At 65.0% G+C, this 23,908-nt stretch carries 27 protein-coding genes; 12 read left to right on the top strand and 15 right to left on the bottom strand.

Annotated elements, in window-relative coordinates; translation table 11 throughout:
• Positions 1–30 precede the first annotated feature (30 nt).
• Positions 31–1,371, bottom strand: coding sequence for a sorbosone dehydrogenase family protein (locus tag ATE64_RS09555; RefSeq protein ID WP_058455347.1), 1,341 nt, complete (start codon positions 1,369–1,371; stop codon positions 31–33).
• Between the two features lie 172 nt (positions 1,372–1,543).
• Here ATE64_RS09555 and ATE64_RS09550 point away from each other — a divergent pair, with 172 nt between their 5' ends.
• Positions 1,544–1,759 carry a hypothetical protein gene (locus ATE64_RS09550; RefSeq protein WP_156416493.1) on the top strand — a complete coding sequence of 72 codons (216 nt, stop codon included), beginning with the start codon at positions 1,544–1,546 and terminating at the stop codon, positions 1,757–1,759.
• A gap of 3 nt (positions 1,760–1,762) precedes the next feature.
• On the opposite strand, the gene argC is transcribed toward ATE64_RS09550, so the two are convergent.
• From argC to ATE64_RS09535, 3 genes are all read right to left on the bottom strand, one after another.
• Positions 1,763–2,683, bottom strand: coding sequence for an N-acetyl-gamma-glutamyl-phosphate reductase (gene argC / locus ATE64_RS09545; protein WP_058455346.1), 921 nt, complete (start codon positions 2,681–2,683; stop codon positions 1,763–1,765).
• A 4-nt stretch (positions 2,684–2,687) separates the two neighbouring features.
• A complete protein-coding gene (locus tag ATE64_RS09540) occupies positions 2,688–3,632 on the bottom strand; it encodes a C40 family peptidase (protein WP_231729063.1) in 945 nt (314 codons plus the stop codon).
• Positions 3,633–3,707: 75 nt separating this feature from the next.
• Positions 3,708–5,120 carry a leucyl aminopeptidase family protein gene (locus tag ATE64_RS09535; RefSeq protein ID WP_058455344.1) on the bottom strand — a complete coding sequence of 471 codons (1,413 nt, stop codon included), beginning with the start codon at positions 5,118–5,120 and terminating at the stop codon, positions 3,708–3,710.
• A 66-nt stretch (positions 5,121–5,186) separates the two neighbouring features.
• On the opposite strand from ATE64_RS09535, the gene ATE64_RS09530 reads away from it, so the two are divergent.
• Positions 5,187–5,996, top strand: a complete 810-nt coding sequence (locus tag ATE64_RS09530; protein ID WP_058455514.1) for a DUF4163 domain-containing protein — start codon at positions 5,187–5,189, stop codon at positions 5,994–5,996.
• Positions 5,997–6,008: 12 nt separating this feature from the next.
• On the top strand, positions 6,009–6,191 hold the full coding sequence (locus ATE64_RS09525; RefSeq protein ID WP_058455343.1) for a DUF3008 family protein: 183 nt from the start codon (positions 6,009–6,011) through the stop codon (positions 6,189–6,191).
• Here the strand turns inward: ATE64_RS09525 and ATE64_RS09520 are convergent, their stop codons facing one another.
• Entirely contained in the window at positions 6,192–7,727 is a 1,536-nt protein-coding gene (locus ATE64_RS09520) for an NAD(P)/FAD-dependent oxidoreductase (protein WP_058455342.1), read from the bottom strand.
• A 192-nt stretch (positions 7,728–7,919) separates the two neighbouring features.
• Between ATE64_RS09520 and ATE64_RS09515 the strand changes: the two genes are divergently transcribed.
• A complete protein-coding gene (locus ATE64_RS09515) occupies positions 7,920–9,044 on the top strand; it encodes a DUF47 family protein (RefSeq protein WP_197410146.1) in 1,125 nt (374 codons plus the stop codon).
• Positions 9,045–9,059: 15 nt separating this feature from the next.
• Positions 9,060–10,073, top strand: coding sequence for an inorganic phosphate transporter (locus ATE64_RS09510; RefSeq protein ID WP_058455341.1), 1,014 nt, complete (start codon positions 9,060–9,062; stop codon positions 10,071–10,073).
• Here the strand turns inward: ATE64_RS09510 and ATE64_RS09505 are convergent, their stop codons facing one another.
• The 3 genes from ATE64_RS09505 to ATE64_RS09495 form a co-directional block, all read right to left on the bottom strand.
• Positions 10,074–11,552, bottom strand: a complete 1,479-nt coding sequence (locus ATE64_RS09505) for a DUF4403 family protein (RefSeq protein ID WP_058455340.1) — start codon at positions 11,550–11,552, stop codon at positions 10,074–10,076.
• A gap of 365 nt (positions 11,553–11,917) precedes the next feature.
• A complete protein-coding gene (gene rimO, locus ATE64_RS09500) occupies positions 11,918–13,285 on the bottom strand; it encodes a 30S ribosomal protein S12 methylthiotransferase RimO (RefSeq protein ID WP_058455339.1) in 1,368 nt (455 codons plus the stop codon).
• Positions 13,286–13,450: 165 nt separating this feature from the next.
• A complete protein-coding gene (locus tag ATE64_RS09495; RefSeq protein WP_058455338.1) occupies positions 13,451–14,158 on the bottom strand; it encodes an alpha/beta hydrolase in 708 nt (235 codons plus the stop codon).
• A gap of 64 nt (positions 14,159–14,222) precedes the next feature.
• Between ATE64_RS09495 and ATE64_RS09490 the strand changes: the two genes are divergently transcribed.
• Positions 14,223–14,549, top strand: coding sequence for a DUF423 domain-containing protein (locus tag ATE64_RS09490; protein ID WP_058455337.1), 327 nt, complete (start codon positions 14,223–14,225; stop codon positions 14,547–14,549).
• Positions 14,550–14,723: 174 nt separating this feature from the next.
• Here ATE64_RS09490 and ATE64_RS09485 read toward each other — a convergent pair whose 3' ends face one another.
• The 5 genes from ATE64_RS09485 to ATE64_RS09465 all read right to left on the bottom strand — a co-directional run bounded on the left by ATE64_RS09485 (position 14,724) and on the right by ATE64_RS09465 (position 18,933).
• Positions 14,724–15,779 (bottom strand): potassium channel family protein, encoded by a 1,056-nt coding sequence (locus tag ATE64_RS09485; protein WP_058455336.1) that lies wholly within the window; start codon positions 15,777–15,779, stop codon positions 14,724–14,726.
• 33 nt (positions 15,780–15,812) lie between these two features.
• Positions 15,813–16,577 (bottom strand): 5'/3'-nucleotidase SurE, encoded by a 765-nt coding sequence (gene surE / locus ATE64_RS09480; protein ID WP_058455335.1) that lies wholly within the window; start codon positions 16,575–16,577, stop codon positions 15,813–15,815.
• 94 nt (positions 16,578–16,671) lie between these two features.
• Positions 16,672–17,952: a serine--tRNA ligase gene (serS, locus tag ATE64_RS09475; protein ID WP_058455512.1), complete on the bottom strand. Its 1,281-nt coding sequence runs from the start codon at positions 17,950–17,952 to the stop codon at positions 16,672–16,674.
• Positions 17,953–18,127: 175 nt separating this feature from the next.
• Positions 18,128–18,592, bottom strand: coding sequence for an SRPBCC domain-containing protein (locus tag ATE64_RS09470; protein WP_058455334.1), 465 nt, complete (start codon positions 18,590–18,592; stop codon positions 18,128–18,130).
• Entirely contained in the window at positions 18,589–18,933 is a 345-nt protein-coding gene (locus ATE64_RS09465) for a metalloregulator ArsR/SmtB family transcription factor (protein WP_058455333.1), read from the bottom strand. Before ATE64_RS09465 ends, ATE64_RS09470 begins: the two co-directional genes overlap by 4 nt.
• Positions 18,934–19,025: 92 nt before the next feature.
• Here ATE64_RS09465 and ATE64_RS09460 point away from each other — a divergent pair, with 92 nt between their 5' ends.
• The 4 genes from ATE64_RS09460 (at position 19,026) to ATE64_RS09450 (ending at position 21,671) form a co-directional block, all read left to right on the top strand.
• Complete coding sequence (locus ATE64_RS09460) at positions 19,026–20,051, top strand: hypothetical protein (RefSeq protein WP_231729062.1); 1,026 nt, start codon at positions 19,026–19,028, stop codon at positions 20,049–20,051.
• 54 nt (positions 20,052–20,105) lie between these two features.
• Positions 20,106–20,396, top strand: a complete 291-nt coding sequence (locus tag ATE64_RS21140) for a hypothetical protein (protein ID WP_082657694.1) — start codon at positions 20,106–20,108, stop codon at positions 20,394–20,396.
• 333 nt (positions 20,397–20,729) lie between these two features.
• Positions 20,730–21,191, top strand: coding sequence for an RNA polymerase-binding protein DksA (gene dksA / locus ATE64_RS09455; RefSeq protein WP_058454946.1), 462 nt, complete (start codon positions 20,730–20,732; stop codon positions 21,189–21,191).
• A gap of 129 nt (positions 21,192–21,320) precedes the next feature.
• Positions 21,321–21,671, top strand: a complete 351-nt coding sequence (locus ATE64_RS09450) for a PilZ domain-containing protein (protein WP_231729061.1) — start codon at positions 21,321–21,323, stop codon at positions 21,669–21,671.
• Between the two features lie 49 nt (positions 21,672–21,720).
• On the opposite strand, the gene ATE64_RS21135 is transcribed toward ATE64_RS09450, so the two are convergent.
• Complete coding sequence (locus ATE64_RS21135; protein WP_082657693.1) at positions 21,721–21,879, bottom strand: YdcH family protein; 159 nt, start codon at positions 21,877–21,879, stop codon at positions 21,721–21,723.
• A gap of 136 nt (positions 21,880–22,015) precedes the next feature.
• Here ATE64_RS21135 and ATE64_RS09445 point away from each other — a divergent pair, with 136 nt between their 5' ends.
• Together ATE64_RS09445 and ATE64_RS09440 are read left to right on the top strand one after the other, a co-directional pair.
• On the top strand, positions 22,016–22,213 hold the full coding sequence (locus ATE64_RS09445; protein WP_058454944.1) for a DUF465 domain-containing protein: 198 nt from the start codon (positions 22,016–22,018) through the stop codon (positions 22,211–22,213).
• Positions 22,214–22,324: 111 nt separating this feature from the next.
• Entirely contained in the window at positions 22,325–22,795 is a 471-nt protein-coding gene (locus ATE64_RS09440) for a DUF1465 family protein (protein WP_058454943.1), read from the top strand.
• Here the strand turns inward: ATE64_RS09440 and ATE64_RS09435 are convergent.
• Positions 22,792–23,874 (bottom strand): DUF2332 domain-containing protein, encoded by a 1,083-nt coding sequence (locus ATE64_RS09435; protein ID WP_058454942.1) that lies wholly within the window; start codon positions 23,872–23,874, stop codon positions 22,792–22,794. The genes ATE64_RS09440 and ATE64_RS09435 overlap by 4 nt on opposite strands.
• Positions 23,875–23,908: the final 34 nt, after the last annotated feature.

The following is a 23,908-nucleotide window of genomic DNA, read 5'->3' as shown; positions in this document are numbered from 1 at the left end:
AGAAGAGGCCCCGCGATCGCGGGGCCTTTTTTATCCCGCCTTCGACACCCGCCAGATCGTATTGCCGGTATCGTCGGCGACGAGGGCGCTGCCGTCCTTCGCGACCTTGACGTCGGCCGGCCGGCCGCGCGTCGTCTTGCCGTCCTTGGCAAGGAACTGGTCGAGGAAGGTGACGGGCAGGGCGTCCACCGGCTTGCCATTGGCACCGAACTTGACGAACACGACGTCGTACCCGGCGACGGGTTCGCGGTTCCAAGACCCGTGCAGCGCGATCAGCGCGCCATTCGCCCAGCGCTCGCCAAGGTCGAGCTTGTCGGTGAAGGTGAAGCCCAACGGTGCGACATGCGCGCCGAGCCCATATTCGGGGCGCTTCACATATTGGCGGCGATCCTCGGCTTCCGGCGGCACCCGCGGATCGATGAAGCCGCCCCAATAATACCAGGGCCAGCCATAGAAATCGCCCTCGGTTACGTCGGTCAGATAGTCCGGGACAAGGTCGCTACCCAGCATGTCGCGCTCGTTGACCACCGTCCACAGCCGCTCGCTGCCGGGGTAGAAGGCGAGGCCGACCGGATTGCGGATACCCGCCGCGAAGGTCCGCATATATTTATTCTCGGGCCGCACCTCGAGCACGCTCGCGCGTCGCACCTCGTTGCCCATGCCCTTCTCGCCGATGTTCGAATCGGCGCCGACGCCGACGTAAAGCCAACCGTTGGGCGCGGCGACGAGGCTCTTGGTCCAGTGGCGGTTGGTGCCCTTTGCGGGCAGGTCGACGAGCTTCGCCGGCTTGCCGCTCATTTTCGTCTCGCCCTCGACATAAGGGAAAGCGAGGATCGCGTCGGTGTTGGCGACGTAGAGCGTCTTGCCGACCAGCGCCATGCCATAGGGCGAGTTGAGGCCGGTGATGTAGGCGGCCTTGACCTCGGCCTCGCCGTCACCGTCGGCGTCGCGGAGCAGGGTAATGCGGTTCGCGGACGCGCCGCCGGCGCCCGCCTTGCTCATCATCGACTTCATGATCTTGCCCTCGATCCCACCGTCCTTGCGCGGCGGGCTCTCGGCTTCGGCGACGAGGACGTCACCGTTCGGGAGCACGAGCATCGAGCGCGGATGGTCGAGTCCCTCCGCAAAGCGCTCGACCTTCAGGCCTTGCGCCGCGCGCGGCGCCTGACCCGCGGGCCAGCTCGTCGCCTCGGGCACGTTCATCGTCGGGATGGTCTGCGCATTCTGCGACGCCATCACGGGCACGCGGCCGCTGAGCTCTGCGGTCGAGAAGCGGGCCACGTCGGGGCGTGAAAGCACGTATAATATGATCCCGCCGACGACGATCAGGACGGCGAGGGCAATGGCGGCATATTTCAGGATTTTGCGCATGGGATCGGTCTTACACGGCGACGGGACGACGGCAAAGGGGCGATTGGCACCACCCGATGGTTAACCCGAGCGTCGCCGGGATTAACCTTACCCCGGCGTTCATTACGGTTGAGAACGGCGCGGTGACACGGTCGGTCTAGAGCCGAGACCGGAACACAGGGCCGGGAACGACATGCATCTGCCATCACCCTATCTCGCCGATCGCGGCGCCGTCGAGGATGCGAACGCGATGATCCGCGAGCATGGAGAGGAAGCCGGTTTCGCCGCCGCCGCGCGCGCCGAGCAATATCGCGTGCTTGGCAATCACGTCCATTTCGCGCGCTGGCGCCAGATCGAACGGCTGATCACCTATCTGTCGATCGACATCGCGCTCGACACGGTTCACTGAGACCTAGAGCCGCAAGCCCGCCGTTTCCGGCAGTCCTGCCATGATATTGAGGTTCTGGACACAGGCGCCGCTCGCGCCCTTGCCCAGATTGTCGAGCCGCGCGACGAGGCGGATCTGCGTGCCGTCGGGGCTGGCGTAGAGCATCAGTTCCATCCGGTCGGTCGCTTCGTCGCTTTTCCTCAGCAGTAGTTCACTTTCGTCGCGCGCGCGGCGGACGCTGACAAGCGGCGACCCTTCGAAATGAGCAGCGAGCGCTTCGAAGGCGGCGTCGGCGGTCGCAGCGCCGAAGTTCAGCGGAACCTCGACCAGCATACCGCGATAGACTGGCACCACCGCGGGCGCGAACAGCGGCGGATGTACCAGCCCGGCGCCTTTCGTCATTTCGGGTACATGCTTGTGGGCAAGGTTCAGGCCATAACTGCGAAAGCCAATGTCCTCATCCGCCTCGAACCTTGCGATCAGCTCCTTGCCGCCGCCCGAATAACCCGACACCGCGTTGACGCTGAGCTGAGCGTCGCGGGCAATAATCCCCGCGGCAACCAGCGGCGCAACGAGCGCGAGAAAACCTGTCGGATAGCATCCCGGGTTGCTGACACGCTTCGAACCCGCGATCGCGTCACGCTGCACGGCGCTGAGTTCGGGAAAACCATAGGCCCAACCGCGTGCAACGCGGTGCGCTGTCGATGCGTCGATGATCCGCACATCGGGATTGGTGACCATCGCCACCGCTTCGATCGCGGCAGCGTCCGGCAGGCAGAGGACGACGAAGTCGGCGCCGTTCAGCGCCTCGGCACGGCGCGCGGCATCCTTGCGCTCGGCGTCGGGCAGCGCGATGAGCGCGAATTCGCTCCGACCGGCGAGCCGCTCGGCGATTTCCAGGCCCGTCGTTCCCGCCGCTCCGTCTATGAAGACCGTCTGGGTCATGGCTTTATCGCAGTCTTTTGTAGCCGATGACCGGCACGTCATTACCTTTCGCAGCCGACCGCTTCGCAACCTCTGCAAGCGATTCGACGCGCACTTCCATCCACTGGCGGCTCGCGTGGATGATGTTCTGACTATCGGCCATGATCCCGACATGGCCGGGAAAGAAGACGAGATCGCCGCGCGCGAGATCGGCTTGGTCGACATCCTTGTCCACGCCGAGCGCGGCAAGCTGCAGATCGCTGTCGCGCGGCAATTGCACACCGGCCGACGCCCAGGCGAGCTGCACCAGCCCCGAACAATCGATGCCCTTCGCGGTGCGGCCGCCCCACAGATAGGGCGTGCCGACCATCGATTCCGCAACCGCAGCGGGATCGTCATGCTCGCTGCCGACCTCGACCAGCGCGGCGATCGGCAAATAACCATGGGCGGTCTTCAGCCACTCGCCCTCGGTCTCGCCCATCACGAGCGCCCCGCGCGGCAGGACGGCAGGGCCGCCGGTGGCGGCGTCGGGCGCCGAGTGCAGCATAGCCTCGATCATGTCGACGCGGTGGGTCGGTGCGATCGGCGCACCGAGCGCTTCGGCCGCCAAATAACCGACATAGTGATCGGCGAGGCTATAGCCCCAGGCCCAGCCGCCCGTGAGATCGAGCAGCGCGAAACCCTCGCCAAACAGCAACTCGCTCGTTTGGTCGGCGTCGAGCGACGGCGACCCGCGCATCACCGCGGCCGGCAGCACGCCGCTCACCATCATTGGCGCGGCGTAATGCGGCGCAAAATGAATGCCCGCGACCGCGATGTCGGCGAGGTCGGGGCGGATTGCCACGATGCGCGGATCGAACGCGTGCGATGTGCCCGTCAGGCCGAAATGATCGCGGCCTTGTCCGGCCAGGCCGGGGCGTCCCATGCGCACGCGGTTTGCCGCTGAATGTTCGCCGCTGTTCGCTGTCACGTCTTGTCCTGTAACTCGTCTTTATCCGCGCTTTGCGGAAAGTCGCGGCGCATTAGACCAGCGGCCCCGGCTTTATCAAGGACGATCGCCCTTCTTGCGGCGGTCATAGCGGGCTTGAAGCATCGCCCATGCGGCGCGCAGGCCGAGTGCGGCGCCGCCCTTCGGTCGGCCGGGTTTCGCCGAGGGGCGCCAGGCGAAGGTGTCGAAATGCGCCCAGGGTGTGCCGTCGGGGACGAAGCGCTTCAGGAAGAGGGCGGCGGTGATCGATCCCGCGAAGGGCGAGCTTCCGGCATTGCCGATATCGGCGATATCGGTTTCGAGAAGGTCGGCATAACCATCCCACAACGGCATCCGCCACAGCGGATCGTCGCGGTCGGTCCCGCCCTTGAGCAGGTCTTCGGCGAGGCTGTCGTCGTTGGCGTAAAGCGCCGGAAGGTCGGGGCCCAGCGCCGTCCGTGCGGCACCCGTCAGAGTCGCGAAATCGACGATCAGTTCAGGCTGGTCTTCGCCCGCCCTGGCAAGCGCGTCGCCCAGCACCAGTCGCCCTTCGGCGTCGGTATTGCCGATCTCGACCGTCAGCCCCTTGCGGCTCTTGAGCACGTCACCGGGTCGGAATGCATCGGCCGAAATCGCATTCTCGGCCGCCGCTACGAGGCAGTGCAGGCGGACCGGCAGCCCGCTTGCCATTACCAGTTCGGCAAGCGCGAGCACATGCGCGGCGCCGCCCATATCCTTCTTCATCAGCCGCATCCCCGCTGCGGGCTTGATGTCGAGCCCGCCGCTGTCGAAGCTGATCCCCTTGCCGACGAGCGCGACGCGCGGATGATCGTCCTTGCCCCATTCGATCTCGATCAGTCGCGGTGCATGATGCTTCGCCGCCGCGCGCCCGACCGCGTAGATCATCGGATAGCCCTGTTCGAGCGCTTCGCCCTTGGTCACGGTCAGCTTGGCGCCGTGCGCCTTGGCGATGCGTTCGGCCGCCTTTTCGATCGCAGCGGGCCCCATGTCGGCGGCGGGTGTGTTGACGAGGTCGCGGACGAGCGCGGTCGCGCGCATCTCGGCAACCGCCGGCGCGATCGCAGCGACATCGGTGGTCAGCAGCACGCGCGGGCCTTTCGTCGGCGGGTTCGATTTATACGCGTCGAACCGATATTGTGCGCTCAGCCATCCGAACAGCGCCTTGCCCGGCTGATGGCCCTCAACCCGATAGCGTCCCTCGGGCAGGATCTGGGCGAGCTTGGCAAGACACCACGCCGATAACTCGTCGACTTTCGCGACCGTCGTGACGACTGCCCAACGCTCGGGATCGTCGCCGGGCAGGATTGCGTGGACGAAGGCGTCCGGTTTGAAACCGACCGCGGCCAGATGCGCGCGCTCGCGGGCATTGCGCCCCTTCAGCCATTCATCATAGCCCTTCTTGTCGACGAGATGGATCGGGCGGGCATCCTGTCCCTTGTCGGGCTGGATCAGGTCGGAATAGTCGGTCATGCCGAGGTGCTAGGCCGCCGGGGATATTTTGTCGATTCCCTGCGTTGTGCGATCATGCCCTACCGAATGACCGCCATAATCCTCTCGATCCTGCTACTCGCCGCAGGCTGCTCGAAAGACGAGCCGACGAAGGTCGACAAGGCGGTCGCCGCATCGGTCCCAGGCGCCCCGCCGGGCGGAAGCGAGGATGCGCTGGCCAAAGGCGCGCCCGCTTCGGACATAAAGGAAAAGAACGATCTGATCGAATTCGCTTATGCCTATCCCGCCGAGGCGGCACAAATTCCCGAACTCGCCAAATTTCTCGACGCCGATCGACAGGTCAAACACACCGCACTGGTCGCGGCAGCCGAGCGCGACAGGGCGGCGTCGGCGAAGGGGCATTTCCCTTATCACGCACACAGTCACCTGCAGAAATGGCTGCGGGTCACCAATACACCCCGCTTTCTCAGCCTTTCGGCGGAAATCGAGACATATGCGGGCGGCGCTCATGGCATGACGAGCTTCGACACCTTGCTGTGGGATCGCAACAAACGTGCCCGGTTGAAACCCGTCGATCTGTTCGTCAGCCCCGAAGCCTTCGATGCCGCGATCCGCGAGGATTTCTGCGATCGGATCAAGCAGGCAAAAGCGGCGAAGGGCATTCAGACGCCTGACGAGCCCGGCAGCCCGTCTGCCAGATGCCCGCCCGTGTCGGCGCAGACGGTCTGGGTCGGCTCTTCGGACGGCCGTTATCTGGACCGGATGACGATCGCTATCGCTCCCTACGAGATCGGGCCCTTTGCCGAGGGGAGCTACAAGATCAACATGCCGGTGACTTCGGCGCTGGTGCGCGTCGTGAAGCCTGAGTTCGCGCGCGACTTCCTGCCGGTCAACTGAAGGAGATCGATCGTGCCTGCCAGATCCAAAGCGCAACAGAGAGCGGCAGGTGCCGCGCTCAGCGCCAAGCGCGGCGAAACGCCGAAGTCGAAACTCAAGGGTGCATCAAAGGACATGCTCGAAAGCATGACCGAGAAACAGCTTGAGGATTTCGCGAAAGGCTCGGCCAAAGGCAAACCCGAACGCCTCGGATGATTATTCGGCCGCTTCGAGTTCCGCAGCTGCTGTGGCGGCCGTCGCCACCGCGCCCGCCTTGGTGAAGGTCAGCACGCCATCGGCGATCTCGCCTGTGCGCATGTCGACGCGGTCTTTCACATAATGCTGGTTGAGCCGCCACGGCAGCGCGTCGGCATTTTTCGGCATGATGTGCAGTGAACGCTGGATATAGCCCGACGAAAAGTCGAAGATATTCTCTTCGGTCAGGCTGTTCGGATCCTCTAGCACCGGTGTTGCGATATCGGCGCCGGCCGCCTTCATGTGGTTCAGCACGCGGCAGACATATTCCGACACGATGTCGGCGCGTAGCGTCCAACTGGCGTTGAGATAGCCGAACACGACCGAGAAATTCGGGACGTTCGAGAACATGCACGCCTTGTAATAGAAATGCTCGTTCCACTGGATCGTTTCGCCATCGACGCGCACCGGAATTTTGCCCGCGACCGCGAGCTTCAGGCCCGTCGCGGTCACGATGATGTCGGCGTCGAGATGCTTGCCTGATTTGAGCTGGATACCGGTCGCATCGAAGCGTTCGATATGGTCGGTCACCACCGATGCCTTGTCGGCCTTCATCGCCTCGAAGAAATCGGCGTCAGGGACGAGGCAGAGGCGCTGCTCCCAGGGATTGTAGGGCGGGGTGAAGGCTTCGGGGTCATATTTGTCGCCCAGGTTCTTCTGGAGCTGTTTGGTCAGGAACTCGCGAACCTTCTCGGGCTTGGTGCGCGCCTTGTTGAAGACGATGTCCTGCATCTTCACATTCTTGAAACGCGTGATCTTGTAGGCGAGTTCGCTCGGCAGGACTTTGCGGAGAAAGTTCGCGAAGGCGTCTTTGGCCGGGCGGATCGCATACCAGGTCGGCGTGCGCTGGAGCATGGTGACATGGGCGGCGCCCTTGCCGTCGCCCTTTTCGGTCATCGAGGGAACGATGGTGACCGCGGTGGCGCCGGAGCCGATCACGACGACCTTCTTGCCCGCATAGTCGAGATCCTTGGGCCAGAATTGCGGATGGACGATCTGCCCCTGAAAATCCTCCCGACCCGCAAATTGCGCATCGAACGGCTCGTCATAGTCATAATAACCCGAGCCAAGGTAGAGCCATCGTGCGGTCGTGGTCGAGGTCGCGCCCTTTTCATCCTCCATCGTCACCGTCCAGCGCGCGGTGGCGCTGTCCCAGTCGGCGCCGACGACCTTGGCGTTGAAGCGGATCTTGTCGCGGATACCGCGCTCGTCGACGATGCGATTCAGATATTCGAGGATCGATGGGCCGTCGGCGATCGACTTCTCATGCTTCCACGGTTCGAACACGAAGCCCAGCGTGTGCATGTCGCTGTCGGAACGGATCCCCGGATAGCGGAACAGGTCCCAGGTGCCCCCAAGGTTCGCGCGCCGTTCGGCGAGCGCGAAACTGCGGTCGGGGCAGTGCATCTGCAGGTGCACTGCCATGCCGATGCCCGAAATGCCCGCGCCAACGATCAGGACGTCCTGGTCCACCGGGCTCGCCGTGCCTGCCATCATTTCGTCTCCCGTTTGTCTTTGGCGCGCAGCTTACGCACCGCGTTGCATTTTGCAATCGAATTGACGTTTACGGAAAGGTCCGATCGGGCTAAGGGCTGCCACTTCTGTCATTCAATTGTCATATTATCGTCACCAAATTGCAATTTCACATTGCGGCGCGGGGCGGCCAGCGGAACCTGCAGACCCGAATAAATGCGCCAGATTGCCGTTCTTCCTTACCGGTTCGGTGGCCTCGACAAGGATGGTCCGACCGAAATCCTGCTCGTCACCTCGCGCGGAACGGGGCGCTGGGTGATTCCCAAGGGGAACCCGCTCACCGGGCTCGACCGGCATGCGTCGGCGGCGATCGAGGCGGAAGAGGAAGCCGGCGTGCTCGGCGCGGTCTGCCCGACCTCGATCGGTAGCTATGAATATCGCAAGCGCCGCGCGAACGGCGCCGCGATCATGTACAATGTCGAGGTGTTTCCCCTCGCGGTGACGCGCGAACTCGACGAATGGAAGGAAATGGACGAGCGCGAGCGGCGCTGGTTCACGCTCGATCAGGCCGCTGCGTCGGTCGACGAGCCCGATCTTCAGGCGATGATCCGGTCGTTCGGCGACCGTGGTTTTCGCGCCGCGGCGGAGCGTTCGGGCGTCGTCTATAATGTTGCCCAAAAGACAGGGGTCAATCACATGTTCGGCTGGTTCCAGCGCCTGCTTCCGAAGCAGGGCAATTTCTTCGAGCTGTTCGAGGCACACGCGGCGACGCTGACCGCGGGCGCCGAAGCGCTCGCGCGGATGCTGCAGGGCGGCGAGGGCATGGCCGACCATGTCCAGGAGATCATCGAGCGCGAGCATGACGCCGACGCGATCACGCGCGAGGTACTGCAAACCGTTCGCCGCACCTTCCTGACCCCGTTCGATCGCAGCGCGATCACCGACCTGATCGCCTCGATGGACGATGCAATCGACGAGATGCAGAAGACCGCCGGCGCGGTCGACCTGTACGACGTCACCGAATTCGAGCCCGAAATGCGCGATATCGGCGGGATCATTGTCGATGCCGCCCGGTTGACCGCCGAGGCGCTGCCGCTGCTGCGCAATATTTCGGCGAACGGGACGCGCCTTCATGAACTCACCGAACGGCTGGTCCGGATGGAGGGCCATGCCGACGAGATACATGCCGCGGGCCTCAAGCGGCTTTTCAAGGAGCATGGCGAGGCGAACCCGACGCAGTTTCTGATCGCTCGCGAACTGTTCCGACATCTCGAACGCGTCACCGACAGCTTCGAGGATGTCGCGAACGAAATCGACGGCCTCGTCATCGACCACGCGTAAGCGGGGGTCCGCCCGATGCACGAACTCGCTTTTCCGCTTCTTGTCGGCCTGATCATCCTCGCGCTGGCGTTCGATTTTCTGAACGGTCTGCACGACGCGGCGAACAGTATCGCGACCGTCGTCGCGACGCGCCTTCTGCGGCCGGTGCAGGCCGTGGTCTTTGCCGCCTTCTTCAACTTTGCCGCCTATTTCCTGTCGCTCGCCTTTCCCGAACTCCACAAGGTCGCCGAAACGATCGGGAAGGGGATCATCGATAAGGATCTGGTGACCCCCGCGGTCGTGTTCGGCGCCCTGGTCGGGGCGATGTTCTGGAACGTCGTGACATGGCTGAAGGGCATCCCCTCCTCGTCGAGCCACGCGCTCGTCGGCGGGATCGTCGGCGCGGGCGTTGCCCATGCCGGGTTCGAGGGGATCGAGTGGACCGGACTCAACAAGACGGTGCTCGCGATCTTCGTGTCGCCGATGCTCGGTATGCTGCTTGCCATGCTGGTGATGCTGCTCAGCAGCTGGGCCTTGCGCCGCGCGAGCGCGAAATTTGCCGAAAGCACCTTCCGCACACTGCATCTCTTCTCGTCGGCAGCCTATTCCTTGAGCCACGGGCTCAACGATGCGCAGAAGACGATGGGGATCATCACGGTCCTGCTCTATTCGACCGGTTATCTGACCGGCGAGTTCCATGTCCCGCACTGGGTGGCGATCAGCTGCTATATCGCGATCGGCCTCGGAACGCTGTCGGGGGGCTGGAAGATCATCGAGACGATGGGCGGCCGCATCACCAAACTGTCGCATCATCAGGGCTTCGCCGCTTCGACCGGCGGCTCGATCGTCGTGTTCACCGCCAGCCTGCTCGGCATCCCGGTGTCGACGACGCACACGATCACCGGCAGCATCATCGGCGCCGGCGTTGCCCGCCGCGCGAGCGCGGTGCGCTGGGGCGTCGCGAGCAATGTCGTCGCGGCGTGGTTCATCACCATTCCGGCGAGCGCCATCGTGGCGGCCGCCTTCTACGCGCTGACGCGCCTCTTCTGATCATTTCGCGGGGCGATACGCAATATCGGCCGCGCCGGTCATCCGCACCGGCAGATAGAGGCCGTTGCCGTACGCCTTGATTTCGCCCGTTTCAAAGCCGTCGACCCGCGTGCGGATGACAAAGGCGCCCTCACGCCGCTGGTTCACCGCGCGTTTGATCTTGCCTTGGAGCTCGTCGAGGTCGCGCGAGAAATTCTGCGTCAATGCATCGGCAATCTGCGGGGCAAAGCCCGGGCTCTGACCGAGCGTGATCAGCAGGTCGCCGCCGACCCCGTCGGTGTCGCCGTTGATCGAAAGATTGGTAAAATGGACCTCGGCCGAGCCCGGCTTGTTGGTCGGGATTGCGGTCATCCAGATGCGTCCGCGCGTCGGTTCGCCCGTTCGCATTTCCAGCTTTGCTTCGACGTCGACGCCAACCGCAATCCGGCCGCCGGGCGCGCCGTAAATGGTGGACTTGCCGAACGTCACCATCATCGAGCCGAGCTTCGGAAGGACAAAGGGCCGCGCCGACCGTTTGGCGAGCGCGCGATCGACGACGGGCTGGAGTATCGCATAGTCAGCGATCACCGGCACGCGGACATCGAGATGCGGCTTGGGCATTTCACGCACAAGGCGCGGTAACGGGGTGGGCTTCGGATCGGCCGGGCGACCCGACACGAAGGTTTCTGTGATCGCCTCGAGCCCGAGGTTGAGGTTCATGCGATCACCCTCGATCCGGTAGCCGCCGTACAGGATGCGCTGCGGCGTCACGCGCATCCACACCGGCGGATTCTCGCGGTTGAGTTCGAGCGCGGTGAAGCTCTGCCGCCACACGTCGGCGGCTTGTTTGCGAATGTCGATCTTCGCGATCTCCCGGTTCACCTCGCGCTCGACGTCGCGCACGACGGGTTTCAGCTTGGCATCGGCCTGATCGGTGAAGGTGATACGCCGCCCAAGGAAATCGATCCCCGGCGCCTTGGTCCAGCCATAGCTGATGCGCGCCTTGCCCTGCGTGCGCCAGTCGGGCGTGAGTTCGATGCGGACGCGCGCATGCGCCATGGCGGCGCCGGTCGCGGTCTCGCCCTTCAGCACCCCGCCCACGTCGCGCGCGGCGATCGTCGCGTGGAGCGGCACGTCGACGACGATCTCGTCGCCCTCGCCGCGCAGTCGCAGCGGGCCGCGCGTCACCTGGCCGACGATCGTGCAGGCGATCGGAGGGGTGACCTTGACCTTCTTGCCGAAGACCTTGACCCGCTGCGGCTGGACGCACGCCCGCTCGCGCTGGTTGATCGTCCACAGCGTTGTCGGCACCGCACGTTCGAGCGCCTGTTTGAGCGAAGCGGTGCTGGCGTTGATCGGCACCGCGATCAGCGATTTCTGCGTGGGCGAGGGCGCCTTGTCGGTCGCGCGCGGCGGCGCTTCGACCTCGGTCTGGCGGTCGCAGCCGGTCAGCGCGACGCTCGACAGCAACGTGGCGGTCGCCAGCTGGACTAGTCGCATATTGTGCCCCCGCTACCGTCTCTGCTCCTTATAACGGCAATTGGCGGAAGCCGTTCCTTGCAGAAAAGCACGGCACGAAAAGCGGCGGAAATCTGCCTAACTTCACTCTGGAATCGCATTTTGTGGGCGCTAAGCAACCTCCCCTCGTGACCCCGGACCTGATCCGGGGGCCACCGGCCACCGGTGACAAGAATGGACCCCGGATCACGTCCGGGGTGACGAAGGAGAGGAATGGGGCTGGTTTCCGAAACGGCGGAAAACTGCGCAACTTCACTCGCGATTTGCTGTTTGCGGGGGCGAGCAGCCGTCATTCCGCAAAGCTATGCGGCCCGGGCAATGTAGGACAGCGATTTTTCGCAGGCTGGCTAGGCCACCACCCCGAACAGATCATGTTCGTCGGCGTCCTCGATCTCGACGTCGACGATGTCGCCGGGCTTCAGCGTTTTCGCGACGTCGCGAAGATATACATGGCCGTCGATCTCGGGCGCATCGGCCTGGCTGCGGCCGGTGGCGCCAATGCTGCCGTCCTCATCCGCTTCGCCCACTTCGTCGATGATCACCGGCAGCGTGCGGCCGATCTTGGCTTCGAGCTTCGCGGCGCTGATCGCGGCGGTCTTCGCCATGATACGCTGGTAGCGCTCTTCCTTGACCTCTTCGGGGACCGGATTGTCGAGCGCATTGGCCTGCGCGCCCGCGACGGGTTCGAAGCGGAACGCTCCGACGCGGTCGAGCTGGGCCTCGTCGAGCCAGTCGAGCAGATATTGGAAATCTTCCTCGGTCTCGCCGGGGAAGCCGACGACGAAGCTCGAGCGGATCGCGATATCGGGGGCGATCGCGCGCCAGCTTTTCAGCCGTTCGAGCACCTTCGCTTCGTTCGCCGGACGCTTCATCCGCTTGAGGACGCTCGGCGCCGCATGCTGGAAGGGGATGTCGAGATAAGGGGTCAGCAGCCCTTCGGCCATCAGCGGGATCACCGCATCGACGTGCGGGTAGGGATAGACATAATGGAGGCGCACCCAGGGGGCGCGGCCTTCGCTGGTCTTCAATTGGCCGAGTTCGCGCGCAAGGTCGGTCATATGCGCGCGCACCTCGCGGCCGTGCCACGGACGCGGATCGTGGCGGATATCGACGCCATAGGCTGACGTGTCCTGGCTGATCACCAGCAGTTCCTTGGTGCCCGCCGCGACTAGCTTCTCGGCCTCGCGCAGCACCGCGTCGATGCGGCGGCTGACGAGTTTGCCGCGCAGATCGGGGATGATGCAGAAGGAGCAGCTGTGGTTGCAGCCTTCGCTGATCTTCAGATAGCTGTAGTGGCGGGGGGTGAGCTTCAACCCGCCTTCGGGGACGAGGTCGACGAACGGTCCTTGGGTGGGCGGCGCGGCGTCGTGGACGGCGTCGACGACCTGTTCATACTGATGCGCGCCGGTGACCGCGAGCACGTTCGGGAAGCGCGCGCGGATGACTTCGGCTTCGTTGCCCATACAGCCGGTGACGATGACGCGGCCGTTCTCGGCCATCGCTTCGCCGATCGCTTCGAGGCTTTCTTCCTTGGCGGAATCGAGGAAGCCGCAGGTGTTGACGAGCACGACGTCGGCGCCCGCATAGTCGGGCGACAGGCCGTATCCGTCGGCGCGCAGCTTGGTGAGAATCCGTTCGCTGTCGACGAGCGCCTTCGGGCAGCCGAGCGACACCATGCCGACCTTCGGCTGGGTGGGGAGGGTTTTGACTGTCATGATTGGCGGGGCGCATAGGGGATTTTTTGTGGTTTGTCACCATAGCTGTGCTTGGCGTGGCTCACGCTTGTCTTCGTCATCCCGGACTTGATCCGGGATCCGTCGTAGCGCCGAAGGCATGGACCCCGGATCAAGTCCGGGGTGACGAAGGAAAAATGTTGTCTGTCAGCTCTTCCCCGCCAACGTATCGGCGATGATCCGCCAGACGCGCGGGGCGATGCCAAGGCCCAGATGCGTCGCGTCGACCTTTATATTCCGTGCCTGGTCGTTGTAGATGTCGACCGCAATGTCCGGCCCGACGATGCCGTCGCGGTCGGAATAGATGACGGTGAGCGGCTGGGTCAGGCCCTTGAGGTTGCGGGCATGGATGTCGCGCTCGATCGCGTCGAAGTCACGGCCCGCAAAGCGCTGCGCCAGAGCCGTATATTTGGGGCCGCCGATGATCGGGGTGCCGAGGGTGATGATCTCGCGGACGAGGTGCGGGTAGGCGCGGGCAGTCTCGCGCGCGATGACGCCGCCGAGGCTCCAGCCGATGAGGGTCAGCGGCGCACCGTCGGTCTTCACCCATTCGGCCGCCTGCGCGGCGAAGCGTTCGACGTCGGCGGCGACGCGGCCGTTGTTCCGACCCATGCCCCAGTCGCGGACGTTGTAGCCGAGGTGACGGAGATATGCCTCCAGCGGCCGCATCGACAATTCGCTGGCGCCATAGCCGGGCAGGAGTGCGACAGGGCGTCCGTCGCCGCGGGGCGCGGCGATCAGGTGATAGCCGCCAAGGCCGAAGCGGATCATATCGAACGGCAGCGCAAGCTCGCCGAGCGTCGCGAGCTTGCTCGGCGGCTTCAGCCCCTCGGGAAATGGAACGTCACGGGGCATCGCCTTCTCCCTCTTCTCCGCCTATAGCTTGGCCGATTGCAGGCAGTTAGGGAAGGGGACGCGGGTGCTCGGTGCATTGGCAGCGATTTCAGCGGCGATGGCGGTGGCAGCGGGCGCGTTCGGTGCGCACGGCGCGGCAGGACCGCAGGAGGCCGAATGGCTGCGCACCGGCGGCATCTATCAGCTCATCCATGCGGTCGCGGCGCTCGCGATCATGGGCGTTGCGCGCGGACCAGCGATCATGTTGCTGGTTGGCGGCGCGATTTTTGCGGTCACGCTTTACGCGATGGCGCTCGGCGCGCCGAAATGGTTTGGTGCAGTGACGCCGATCGGCGGGACGTTGCTCATTGGTGGCTGGCTGTGGGCGGCTTGGCTTTATTGGCGGGGCTGAAGTCGCAGGCAGCCGATTTCAACGATAAGGGGACATATCTCTTATCGTCTCCCCGGACTCGATCCGGGGTCCGTGACCTCGGCGCTGCGATAGATCCCGGATCAAGTCCGGGATGACGAATTTCAGGATAGCGAACGTCAGCTCGCACCCAAAAGCGTCATTTGCGAGCGCCCATCAATCCGCTTCGCACGTCTCGCACCTGACCACCTCGACGATCGTGTCGCCGGGTTCGAGCGTCTGCACCTCAGGCTCCCAGAAGCCGTAGGGCTTGCCGGCGCGGTAGATCCGGAGGCCGCGGCCGCCGCTGGCGAGCTGGTCGAGACCGCGGCCGACTTCCTCGCTGCCCACGGGCCGCTCGCGCAGTTGCACCTTGCCCCCCGTCGCGGCGAGGTCGGCCATATAGTCCGCGACATGCTCGCCCTGCGCCGAGCCCGCGAGGAGCAGGCCCGTGAAGCTGACGGGGTTGATGACGGTGCTTGCGCCGGCCTGCCGCGCGAGCAGTTCATTATCCTTCGCGCGGATGACGACGCTGATCGGGACATGCGGGGCAAGGTGACGGACGGTGAGGACGATCAGGATCGAGCTGTCGTCGCGGCCCGCCGATACGAGGACCGTTCGCGCCTTGGCGATCTGGACGTCGACCAATGTGTCGTCGTTCGATGCGTCGCCCTGCAGCACGTTGCAGCCGGCGGCTTCGGCGGCCGCGATGCGGGGGCCCGACTGGTCGATCACGACGATGCACGCGGGGTCGGTGCCGCGCGCGATGAGTTCGCGGACCGCTTCGGCGCCGCTGGTGCCGTAACCGAGCACGACGCAATGATCGGTGAGCTTTGCCTGGATGCGGGCCATGCGCCATTTTTCCCATGTGCGTTTGATGACGAAATTATAGGCGGTGCCGACAAATATGAAGAGCACCGCGATACGGATCGGGGTCACGATCACCGCCTCGATCAGCCGCGATCGGTCAGAGACGGGGGCAATGTCGCCAAAACCAGTCGTCGTGACCGAAATCATCGTGAAATAGACGACGTCGAGAAAACTGATGTGGCCGTCGTGGCTGTCCTTCAGCCCCGCGCGGTCGATCCAGTGGACGAGGACGACGATTGCGATGAGGAAGAAGGCGAGGCCAAGCCGCGCGAGCAGGTCAGCCCAGACCGGCCATTTCGCGTCACGGCGCAGCAGGTGAAAGCCGCTCTGGATATGGAGCTTGGGTTTCGGCCGCTTGCTCATTGCGGACCTTGTGCCAAAGCCGTGGCGCGAAGGCTAGTCGCTATAGACGCTGCGCAGCGCCGCCAGCGAAGCGTCGTGCGTGAGGTCGAGCTGGAGCGGGGTGACCGAGATATATCGATCGTCGATCGCCTCAAGGTCGCTGTCGTGACCGGGGCTGTGCTCGATCCCGTGCAGCCCGAACCAATAATAGGGATAGCCGCGCGGATCGGTGCCCTCGACGATCGAGCCGCGGCCGTAATCGTGGAATCCCTGCCGGGTGACGCGAATGCCACGCACATCGGCCGCCGGGATGGCCGGAAAGTTGACATTGATCAGCGTGCGCGGCGGCATGTCGTGATCGAGCAACGGGCGCAGCACCTTGGCGCCCCACGCTTCGGCCGCTTCGAAGGGGACGCTGTCACCCATCCCTTCCTTGGCATAGACCTGGCTCAGCGCGATCGCGCGAATGCCGGCGAGCGCGCCCTCGATCGCAGCCGAAACGGTGCCCGAGTAAGTGATGTCGTCGCCCAGGTTGGCGCCGCGGTTGACGCCCGACAGGATCAGGTCCGGCTTTTCGGGCATCAGCTTGCCGATTGCCATCATCACAGAGTCGGTCGGGGTGCCGCTGCACGACCAGCGCCGCTCGCCGTGCTGGCGGATGCGGACGGGGCGCGACAGGGTGAGCGAGTGGCCCGCGCCCGACTGTTCCTCGGCGGGGGCGCAGACCCAGATGTCGTCCGAAAGCTGGCGCGCGATGGCTTCGAGCACCGCCATACCGGGGGCGTGATAGCCGTCGTCGTTGGTGAGGAGGATGCGCACTTTCGAGTCTCTCTTTCTTCGTCATCCCGGACTTGATCCGGGATCCATTTGGCGCCGGCGTCGTGGACCCCGGATCAAGTCCGGGGTGACGAGTTCAGGACGCGGGCGTCAGCTTGGTGAGGCCGCCCATATACGGCAGCAACGCCGCCGGAATATCGACGCTGCCATCCGCCTGCTGATAATTCTCGAGGATCGCCACCAGCGTCCGCCCCACGGCAAGCCCCGAGCCGTTCAGCGTGTGGACGAACTCGTTGGCCTTCGCATCTTCGCGGCGGAAGCGCGTATTCATGCGGCGCGCCTGGAAGTCGCCACAATTGGAGCAGCTCGAAATCTCGCGATAGCTATCCTGACCGGGAAGCCACACTTCGAGGTCATAGGTCTTGCGCGCGGCGAAGCCCATGTCGCCTGCGCAGAGCAGCATCTTGCGATAGGGAAGGTCTAGTGCTTCCAGTATCTTCTCGGCCGCCCTTGTCTTGCGTTCGAGTTCGGCGTCGCTGTCCTCGGGACGGACGATCGAGACAAGCTCGACCTTCCAGAACTGGTGCTGACGAATATAACCCCGCGTGTCGCGGCCCGCCGACCCCGCCTCGGAGCGGAAGCAGGGGGTAAGCGCGGTCATGCGGATCGGCAGCTCGGCCTCGGACAGGATTTCCTCGCGCACCGCGTTGGTCAGGCTCATTTCGGAGGTCGAGATGAGCCACCGCCCGTCGGTGGTCTGGAACAGGTCCTCGCGGAACTTCGGGAGCTGCGTGGTGCCGAACGCCGCCTCGTCGCGGACCATCAGCGGGGTCGCGCATTCGACATAGCCGGGCTCGCCGGTCTGCATATCGAGCATGAACTGGCCGAGCGCGCGTTCGAGCCGCGCCATCTGACCTTTCAGGAAAGCGAAGCGCGCGCCCGACATCTTCGCCGCGGTCTCGAAGTCGAGGCCGAGCGCGGGAGCGAAATCGGCATGTTCCTGCGGCGCGAAGTCGAAGGTTCGCGGCGTGCCCCAGCGCGAAATCTCGACATTCGCGTCCTCGTCCTCGCCATCGGGGACGTCGTCGGCGGGAAGGTTCGGAAGCGCAGCGAGCAGGTCCTGCAAGGCGGCGAGCTGTTCGCGCTCGGTCTCTTCCTTTGCGGGGAGGGTCGTCTTGAGATCGGTGACCTCGGCCTTCAGCGCTTCGGCCTTGTCCTTGTCGCCCTGCGCCATCGCCTGACCGATCAGTTTCGACGCTTCGTTGCGGCGCGCGAGCGAAGCCTGGATTTCGGTCTGAAGCGCGCGCAGCGATGCGTCGGCGGCAAGGATTGGCGCGGACAGGGGTTCGAGGCCGCGGCGCGCGAGGCCGGCGTCGAAGGCTGCGGGATTTTCCCGGATCAGGCGGATATCGTGCATGCGCCGCGCTATGGCGGCGCGGGGCGAGCGGTGCAAGCCTTGATCCTCCCAGTGCCGCAGGCATGGGAGGGGGACCGCCGCCGCAGGCGATGGTGGAGGGGCTGCAACGTTGCTTCGTGGCCCCTCCGTCAGCGCTTCGCGCTGCCGCCTCCCCATCGCTGCGCGACAGGCAGGGCTATGGTTCGATCAGCCTGGCGAGCTGGCTGATCGCCGTGCCCCAGCCTTCGTAGAAGCCCATCTCGTCATGCTTCGCGCTATCCTCGGGGCTCTTGTGGAGCACCCGCGCCGCATAGAGTGTGCCGCCGTCCTTCGGTTCGAAGGTAAGGATCGCGGTGATGGCGAGCCACGGTTCGACGGGCTGCCAGCCTGCGGTCAGGACGGTCGTGAAGACCAGCCTCTGCTCGGGGACCGCCTCGAGGAAGCAGCCGTCGACATGCGGCTGGAAATCGGTGGCGCCTTGCTCGCGCATGCGGGTCACGAAACCGCCGCCGGGACGGAGCTCGAGCGTGTCGACGCGGCATTCGATCGGTGCGGGAATCCACCATTTCTCAAGATTTTCGGGCACGCTCCAGGCGTTCCAGACCGCCGACGGCGGCGCCTTGATCAGGCGGGAGATGGTAAGCTCGGTTCCGTTTGTCACCTGCGTTGCTCCTGAGGATGTTGTGCTTCCACGAATGCCGCCAGCCGGTCGGTGCGCGCCTGCCAGACGGCCCGCTGTTCGGACAGCCAGCCTTCCGCCTCGGCGAGCCGGGCTTCGTTCAGGTGGCAGGTGCGCACGCGGCCCTGCTTCGCCGAGCGAATGAGCCCGGAGCCCTCCAGCACCGCCAGATGCTTCAAAAAGGCGGGAAGGCCCATGTCGAAGGGCTCGGCGAGCCGCTTCACGGGCGCCGCGCCGCTCAGCAGGCGGCCGATCACAGCACGGCGCGTCGGGTCGGCGAGTGCGTGAAAGACCGAGTCGAGAGCGGATGATTGGTTCACCATGTGGCGAACTTTATAGATAGTTTGCCGATTGGCAAACTGAAAATGCGCGCCACATGAAAAGAGGGCCGTCCTTGCGGGCGGCCCCCAGTTAGGTGGTCGGGTTAGCCCCCTCGACCGCCAGTGGATTCGTTTACGCCGCGTCCGACTTGTCGTCGTCGTTGCGGTTCGCGGCGCGGCGGCGCGCGACGAGCGCGGCGGCTGCGGCGCCGAAGAGCAGGATCATCGGCGGGGCCGGCACCGGGGTCGGATCGCCCGACGAGCTGCTGGTGCTGCCGCCCGAACTCGACGACGAGGAAGAAGAGCTCGAAGAGGAACTGCTGCTCGACGACGAGGACCCGGTGCTGGTGCTGGTGCCGCCGAAGCTGCTGCTGGTGCTCGTCGCGCCCGACGAGGTCGCACCGCCCGATGAGCTGCTGCTGGACGAGGATGACGAGGAGGAACTGCTCGACGACGAACTGCTTCCCGAACCGCCTGAACTGCTGCTGCTCGAACCACCCGAGCTGCTGCTCGAACCGCCTGAACTGCTGCCACCCCTCGACGAGCTGCCCCAGCCCGAGGAACCATGCGACGAACCGCCCTTCGACGAGCTGCCCCCGCCCGAGGACGACGAGCTCGACGACGAAGACGAGGAGGAAGAAGACGAACTCGACGACGAGCTGCTGCTCGACGAGGTGCTGCTGATGCCGCCGGTCGAGGTCGACACATTGCCCGACGACGTGCTGACATTGCCCGACGAGGTCGAGACGTTGCCCGAGGAGGTGCTGACCCCGCCGGTCGACGTCGAAACGCCGCCCGTTGAAGTGCTGACGCCGCCCGTCGACGTCGAGGTGGAAACCCCGCCGGTCGACGTCGACACATTGCCCGAGGAGCTCGACGTCGAGGTGGAAACCCCGCCGGTCGAGGTGGATACGCCGCCCGAGGTCGAGCTGGTGCTCGAGGTGATGCCGCCGGTCGTCGTCGAGGTGACAACCACGCTGCCGCCCCCGCCGCTGCTGCTGCCCCCAAAGAAGCCGCCAAAGAAGCCGCCGCCGAAACCGCCGCCGAAGCCGCCGCCGATCACTGTCACACCGCCGCCGCTGCCGCCACCTTCCCATCCGCGCTGCGGGAAGGGCGCATAGGGAATCGGGGGCAGGGGGATCGTCTGCGTCACGACCTGTTGCTGCGGAGTTGCGGTGCGGATCACACGCTTCGTCGTGACGACGCGGCGGATGCGCTTCACCGGCTTTTTCGCGGCATGGCGCTTGCGAACGACCTTCTTGGCGCCGCCGCAGGGGGTGCAGGGCTTCGCCGACTGGGCGCGTGCCGCCGGGACGTCGGCGATCTGCATCGCGCCGCTGCCAATGATCGCACCGCCGCAGGTGCAAGCACATAGTTTGGCGAGGGCCATTCGAACCGACATAGACTTCTCTCTTTCCCGTTGCGGGTGTCCGACGCTTCGCCGCCGTGCCCTCCACTGGACGTAAAAGGCCAAAGCTTTGTGAACGCGGCAATTGCGTTAACCGCGTTTGCCTGTCCGACAGCGGGATTTGCCCCCCGGAATCAACCCCGAATAGCATAACTGTCCCAAATCAGCACGTAAATGACTTCAAATCGGCCCTATTGGACAAATTCGAACCCATGGCGAAGTTAAGTCTCGCCGGTCGGGCCGTGGCCGGTTCAGCTTTGCTTCACCGCCAAATGCTTAGCGGCTGCTTCGGCGCTTGTGTCGCAACCGGCGGCTGGTTATAGGCGCGGCGCATTCCCCGTTCCGTCCGTTCCGGGCGGACGGCGACACGAAAGGACGCGAAAAGCCCTTTATGCCAACCCAGATCGCCGATGTTGGCGCCGACGCGCTTCGCGAAGCCAAATCGAACCTCGATTCGGATTATGTTCCCAGCGAAGACGAAGAGTTTATGAACGAGCGGCAGCAGGAGTATTTCCGTGGCCTGCTGCTCGCATGGAAAAAGTCGATCCTCTCCGAATCCGAATCGACGCTGGCACAGTTGCAGGACGGGCCGCTTCGCGAACCCGACCTTGCTGACCGCGCGTCGAGCGAGACCGACTGGGCGATCGAGCTGCGCACCCGCGACCGCCAGCGCAAGCTGATCGCGAAGATCGATTCGGCGATCCGGCGCATCGACGAAGGCGAATATGGCTATTGCGCGGTGACCGGCGAGCCGATCTCGCTCGCGCGGCTCCAGGCCCGCCCTATCGCGACGATGACGCTCGAGGCGCAGGAGCGTCACGAGCGCAACGAACGCATCTCGCGCGAAGACTGATCCTCGCCGGGACAAAGTCGGCGGCATTTACGTTTCCGCAATCGCTGCGACCTAGATTCGCCGCCTGACACTCAGCGCGGGGAAAAGGTCGCAATGGAATCGCGTGAACCACTATCGGTGGATGAAGAGGTGGCGGCGCTGTCGCGCAGTGCCGACCGGGACAGCCTGTTCCTGCAGGCGCATGTCCTGATTCCCGGACAGGCCGCGCCGCTCGTCGTTCGCGTTCGCAATCTGTCCGCTGGGGGGATGCTTGCAGAAGCCACGTTTCGCGGGCTGGCCCAAGGGGCGGCGATCGAGGTGGATCTGCGCAACGTTGGCCCGGTTCCAGGGCGAATCGTCTGGGTCGGCGAGGGCAAGTTCGGGATCGCGTTCGACCGTCAGGTCGATCCGCAGGCGGTTCGGCGTCAGGTTGTCCAGAAATCGGAAGTTCCGCCGCATCTGTCGGCGCTGAACAAGGGCCCCTTCTACCGCCGACGCTGATGCGCTCCGCGAGGGGAAGCACCAGCGGGCGGTAGCGGTCGTGCGACGGTCAGGCGGTCGCGGCCATTTCTTCCTTGAGCCTCAGCTTCTGCTTCTTCAACTGCGCCAATAGTCCCGTATCAGGGCAAGGACGGCGCTCTTCATTCGCAATTTTCGCGTCGAGGTCCGCGTGGCGGGACTTCAGGGCGGAAAGATGCGAGATGCTCATTGGCCATTCTCCTTCGACTCGGTTGGGGGAGCCGAGTAAATCACGAATCGCACCCTTTGTCGTGCCGATTCGGCCAGCCGGTAGGCGGCCCGGACAGCCCGTTGCGGACCGCTCGCTATCGTGGCAGGAGGCAGGTGTGAACGCCGAAGAAATTACCCAGCGCCTGGAACTGCTTCGCCTCGAGCATCGCGATCTCGACGCGGCGATCATCGCCCTTGGCGAGGCGACGGTACCAGACCAGCTCCAGCTCGCGCGGATGAAGAAACGCAAGCTGCGCCTGCGCGACGAGATCTCGTGGTGCGAGGATCAGATCATTCCCGACATCATCGCCTGACGGGAACGGTTCCGCTTCAAGGCTCCTGATTCAAAACGGGACGTTGGCGGTTCGATTTTTCATGGTTACCGTCGTTGCCGCCACAGCGGTGAACGTGTCATCTCCGCGGCCATGGCGACGGACCCAACAAACGGTATCGCGATCGGGCTGCCGGTTCACCGCGCGCAGGTCGAGAATCTCTATGTCGAGGCGATGCTGCTCGCCGATGAGGCGCACGCGGCCTTTGCGGCCGAACGCGACCTCGGTGCCGTCGGTCGCGACGCCCTTCTGCAGGTCAGCCTTGCGTGCGAATCACTCAAGACGACGACGCGGCTGATGCACATCATCGCCTGGCTGCTCCATCGCCGCGCGATGATCGCTGGCGATCCCGGTGCGGGGGCGGGTGACAGCGCGGCGCGGATCGGCGAGCCGGTTGCGGCCGACTGGGAGGTCTGTGCGCGTTTCGCAATGCCGCTGCGCCGGATCGTCGCCGCGAGCGAACGGCTGTTCGAGCGGATCGCCGCGCTGGAGGCCGGTTGGGAAACACCGGTCGCGGTCACCCCGGTGCAGGCGATGCTCGCGCAGCTCGAAGCGCGGCTTTAGGCGGCCGCCCACTCGACCCACGCGCCATGGGCGTGCGCGCGGCCAAGCATCTTCGCCGCTTCGCCGCCGGGCCAGTAGCGGACGACGAGTTCGTGTTGATGCACGGTACGGTTGGCTTCGAGCGCGATCCACGCCAGCGGCCGATCGGCGGTCGCCTCGGCGCCGGCCTCTTCCATCGCGGTCGTCACGCGCATCTGCTGGTCCTCGGGGACATATTGCCAGACGATCGAGTGCATCAGCACGCGCGTCGTCCCCTTCGCCTGCGGCTTGCGAAGCTCCGCCTCGACGAAATCGGCGGCGTTGGCGTGGACGAGGTTCGGTTTCTTCGCGCGCGCTGCCGCGATCGCGGCCTCGATGCGCTGGAAACGGATCGCATGTTCGGGCCAGATATAGGCCTTGAGGCGCAGCGCCTGTGCCGGATCGGTGAGGTCCACCCGCCCGACGTCGCACCCTTTCAGTCCGGCAAAGTCGATCTTGTGCTGCGGCGGGTGGCTCCCGCGCCATTCGGGGGTGAAGGCCATGACTCCTGGCTCGGGGCCGACCTGCACCCCGCCAAGGTCGTAGTGATAGCGGTCGATCATCAGGTTGATGCCGGCGCTCGACCCGATTTCGAGGCAATCGAAATGCGGCGGCAACCCCTGGTCGGTCAGCCACAGCATCGCGGCGATGAAATTCGACGAACGGCCCGCCTCATTGGTCTGTGGCGGCCCGTCGAGCCACGGGAGCAGCGCCGCCTCGTGGCCCGCCACGACCCCCGCGACGACGGCTGCGTCGTTGATGTCGTCGGCGTCGGCGTAGATCGGGGCGAGCGCGGGCGACTTGCCCGACAGATGCAGCGCATGGAGTCCGCCGGCGGCGCGCAGCGGCAGGGCGTCGGCGAGCGGCGGCCCCTGCCAGTCGGCGATCCGCCGCGCGAATTCGGTCGCGGGCTTGTCGAGCAAGGTCGCGAGCGCGGCGACGATCCGCGCGGTGACTCGCGCGTCGTTGGCCCGGCAATAGGCGACTTGATTCGCAAAGGCGGTGCGCACCGCCGCGGGCCCCGTCTCGGCCATGTCGACCAGTTGGTAGCGCTCGCTCATTGCCCTTTCTCCTCTCGCCGCCTAAAGGCACGGC

Source organism: Sphingopyxis sp. H073, from assembly GCF_001468395.1.
Classification (GTDB): domain Bacteria; phylum Pseudomonadota; class Alphaproteobacteria; order Sphingomonadales; family Sphingomonadaceae; genus Sphingopyxis.
This window is presented reverse-complemented; position numbering and strand designations above follow the sequence as displayed.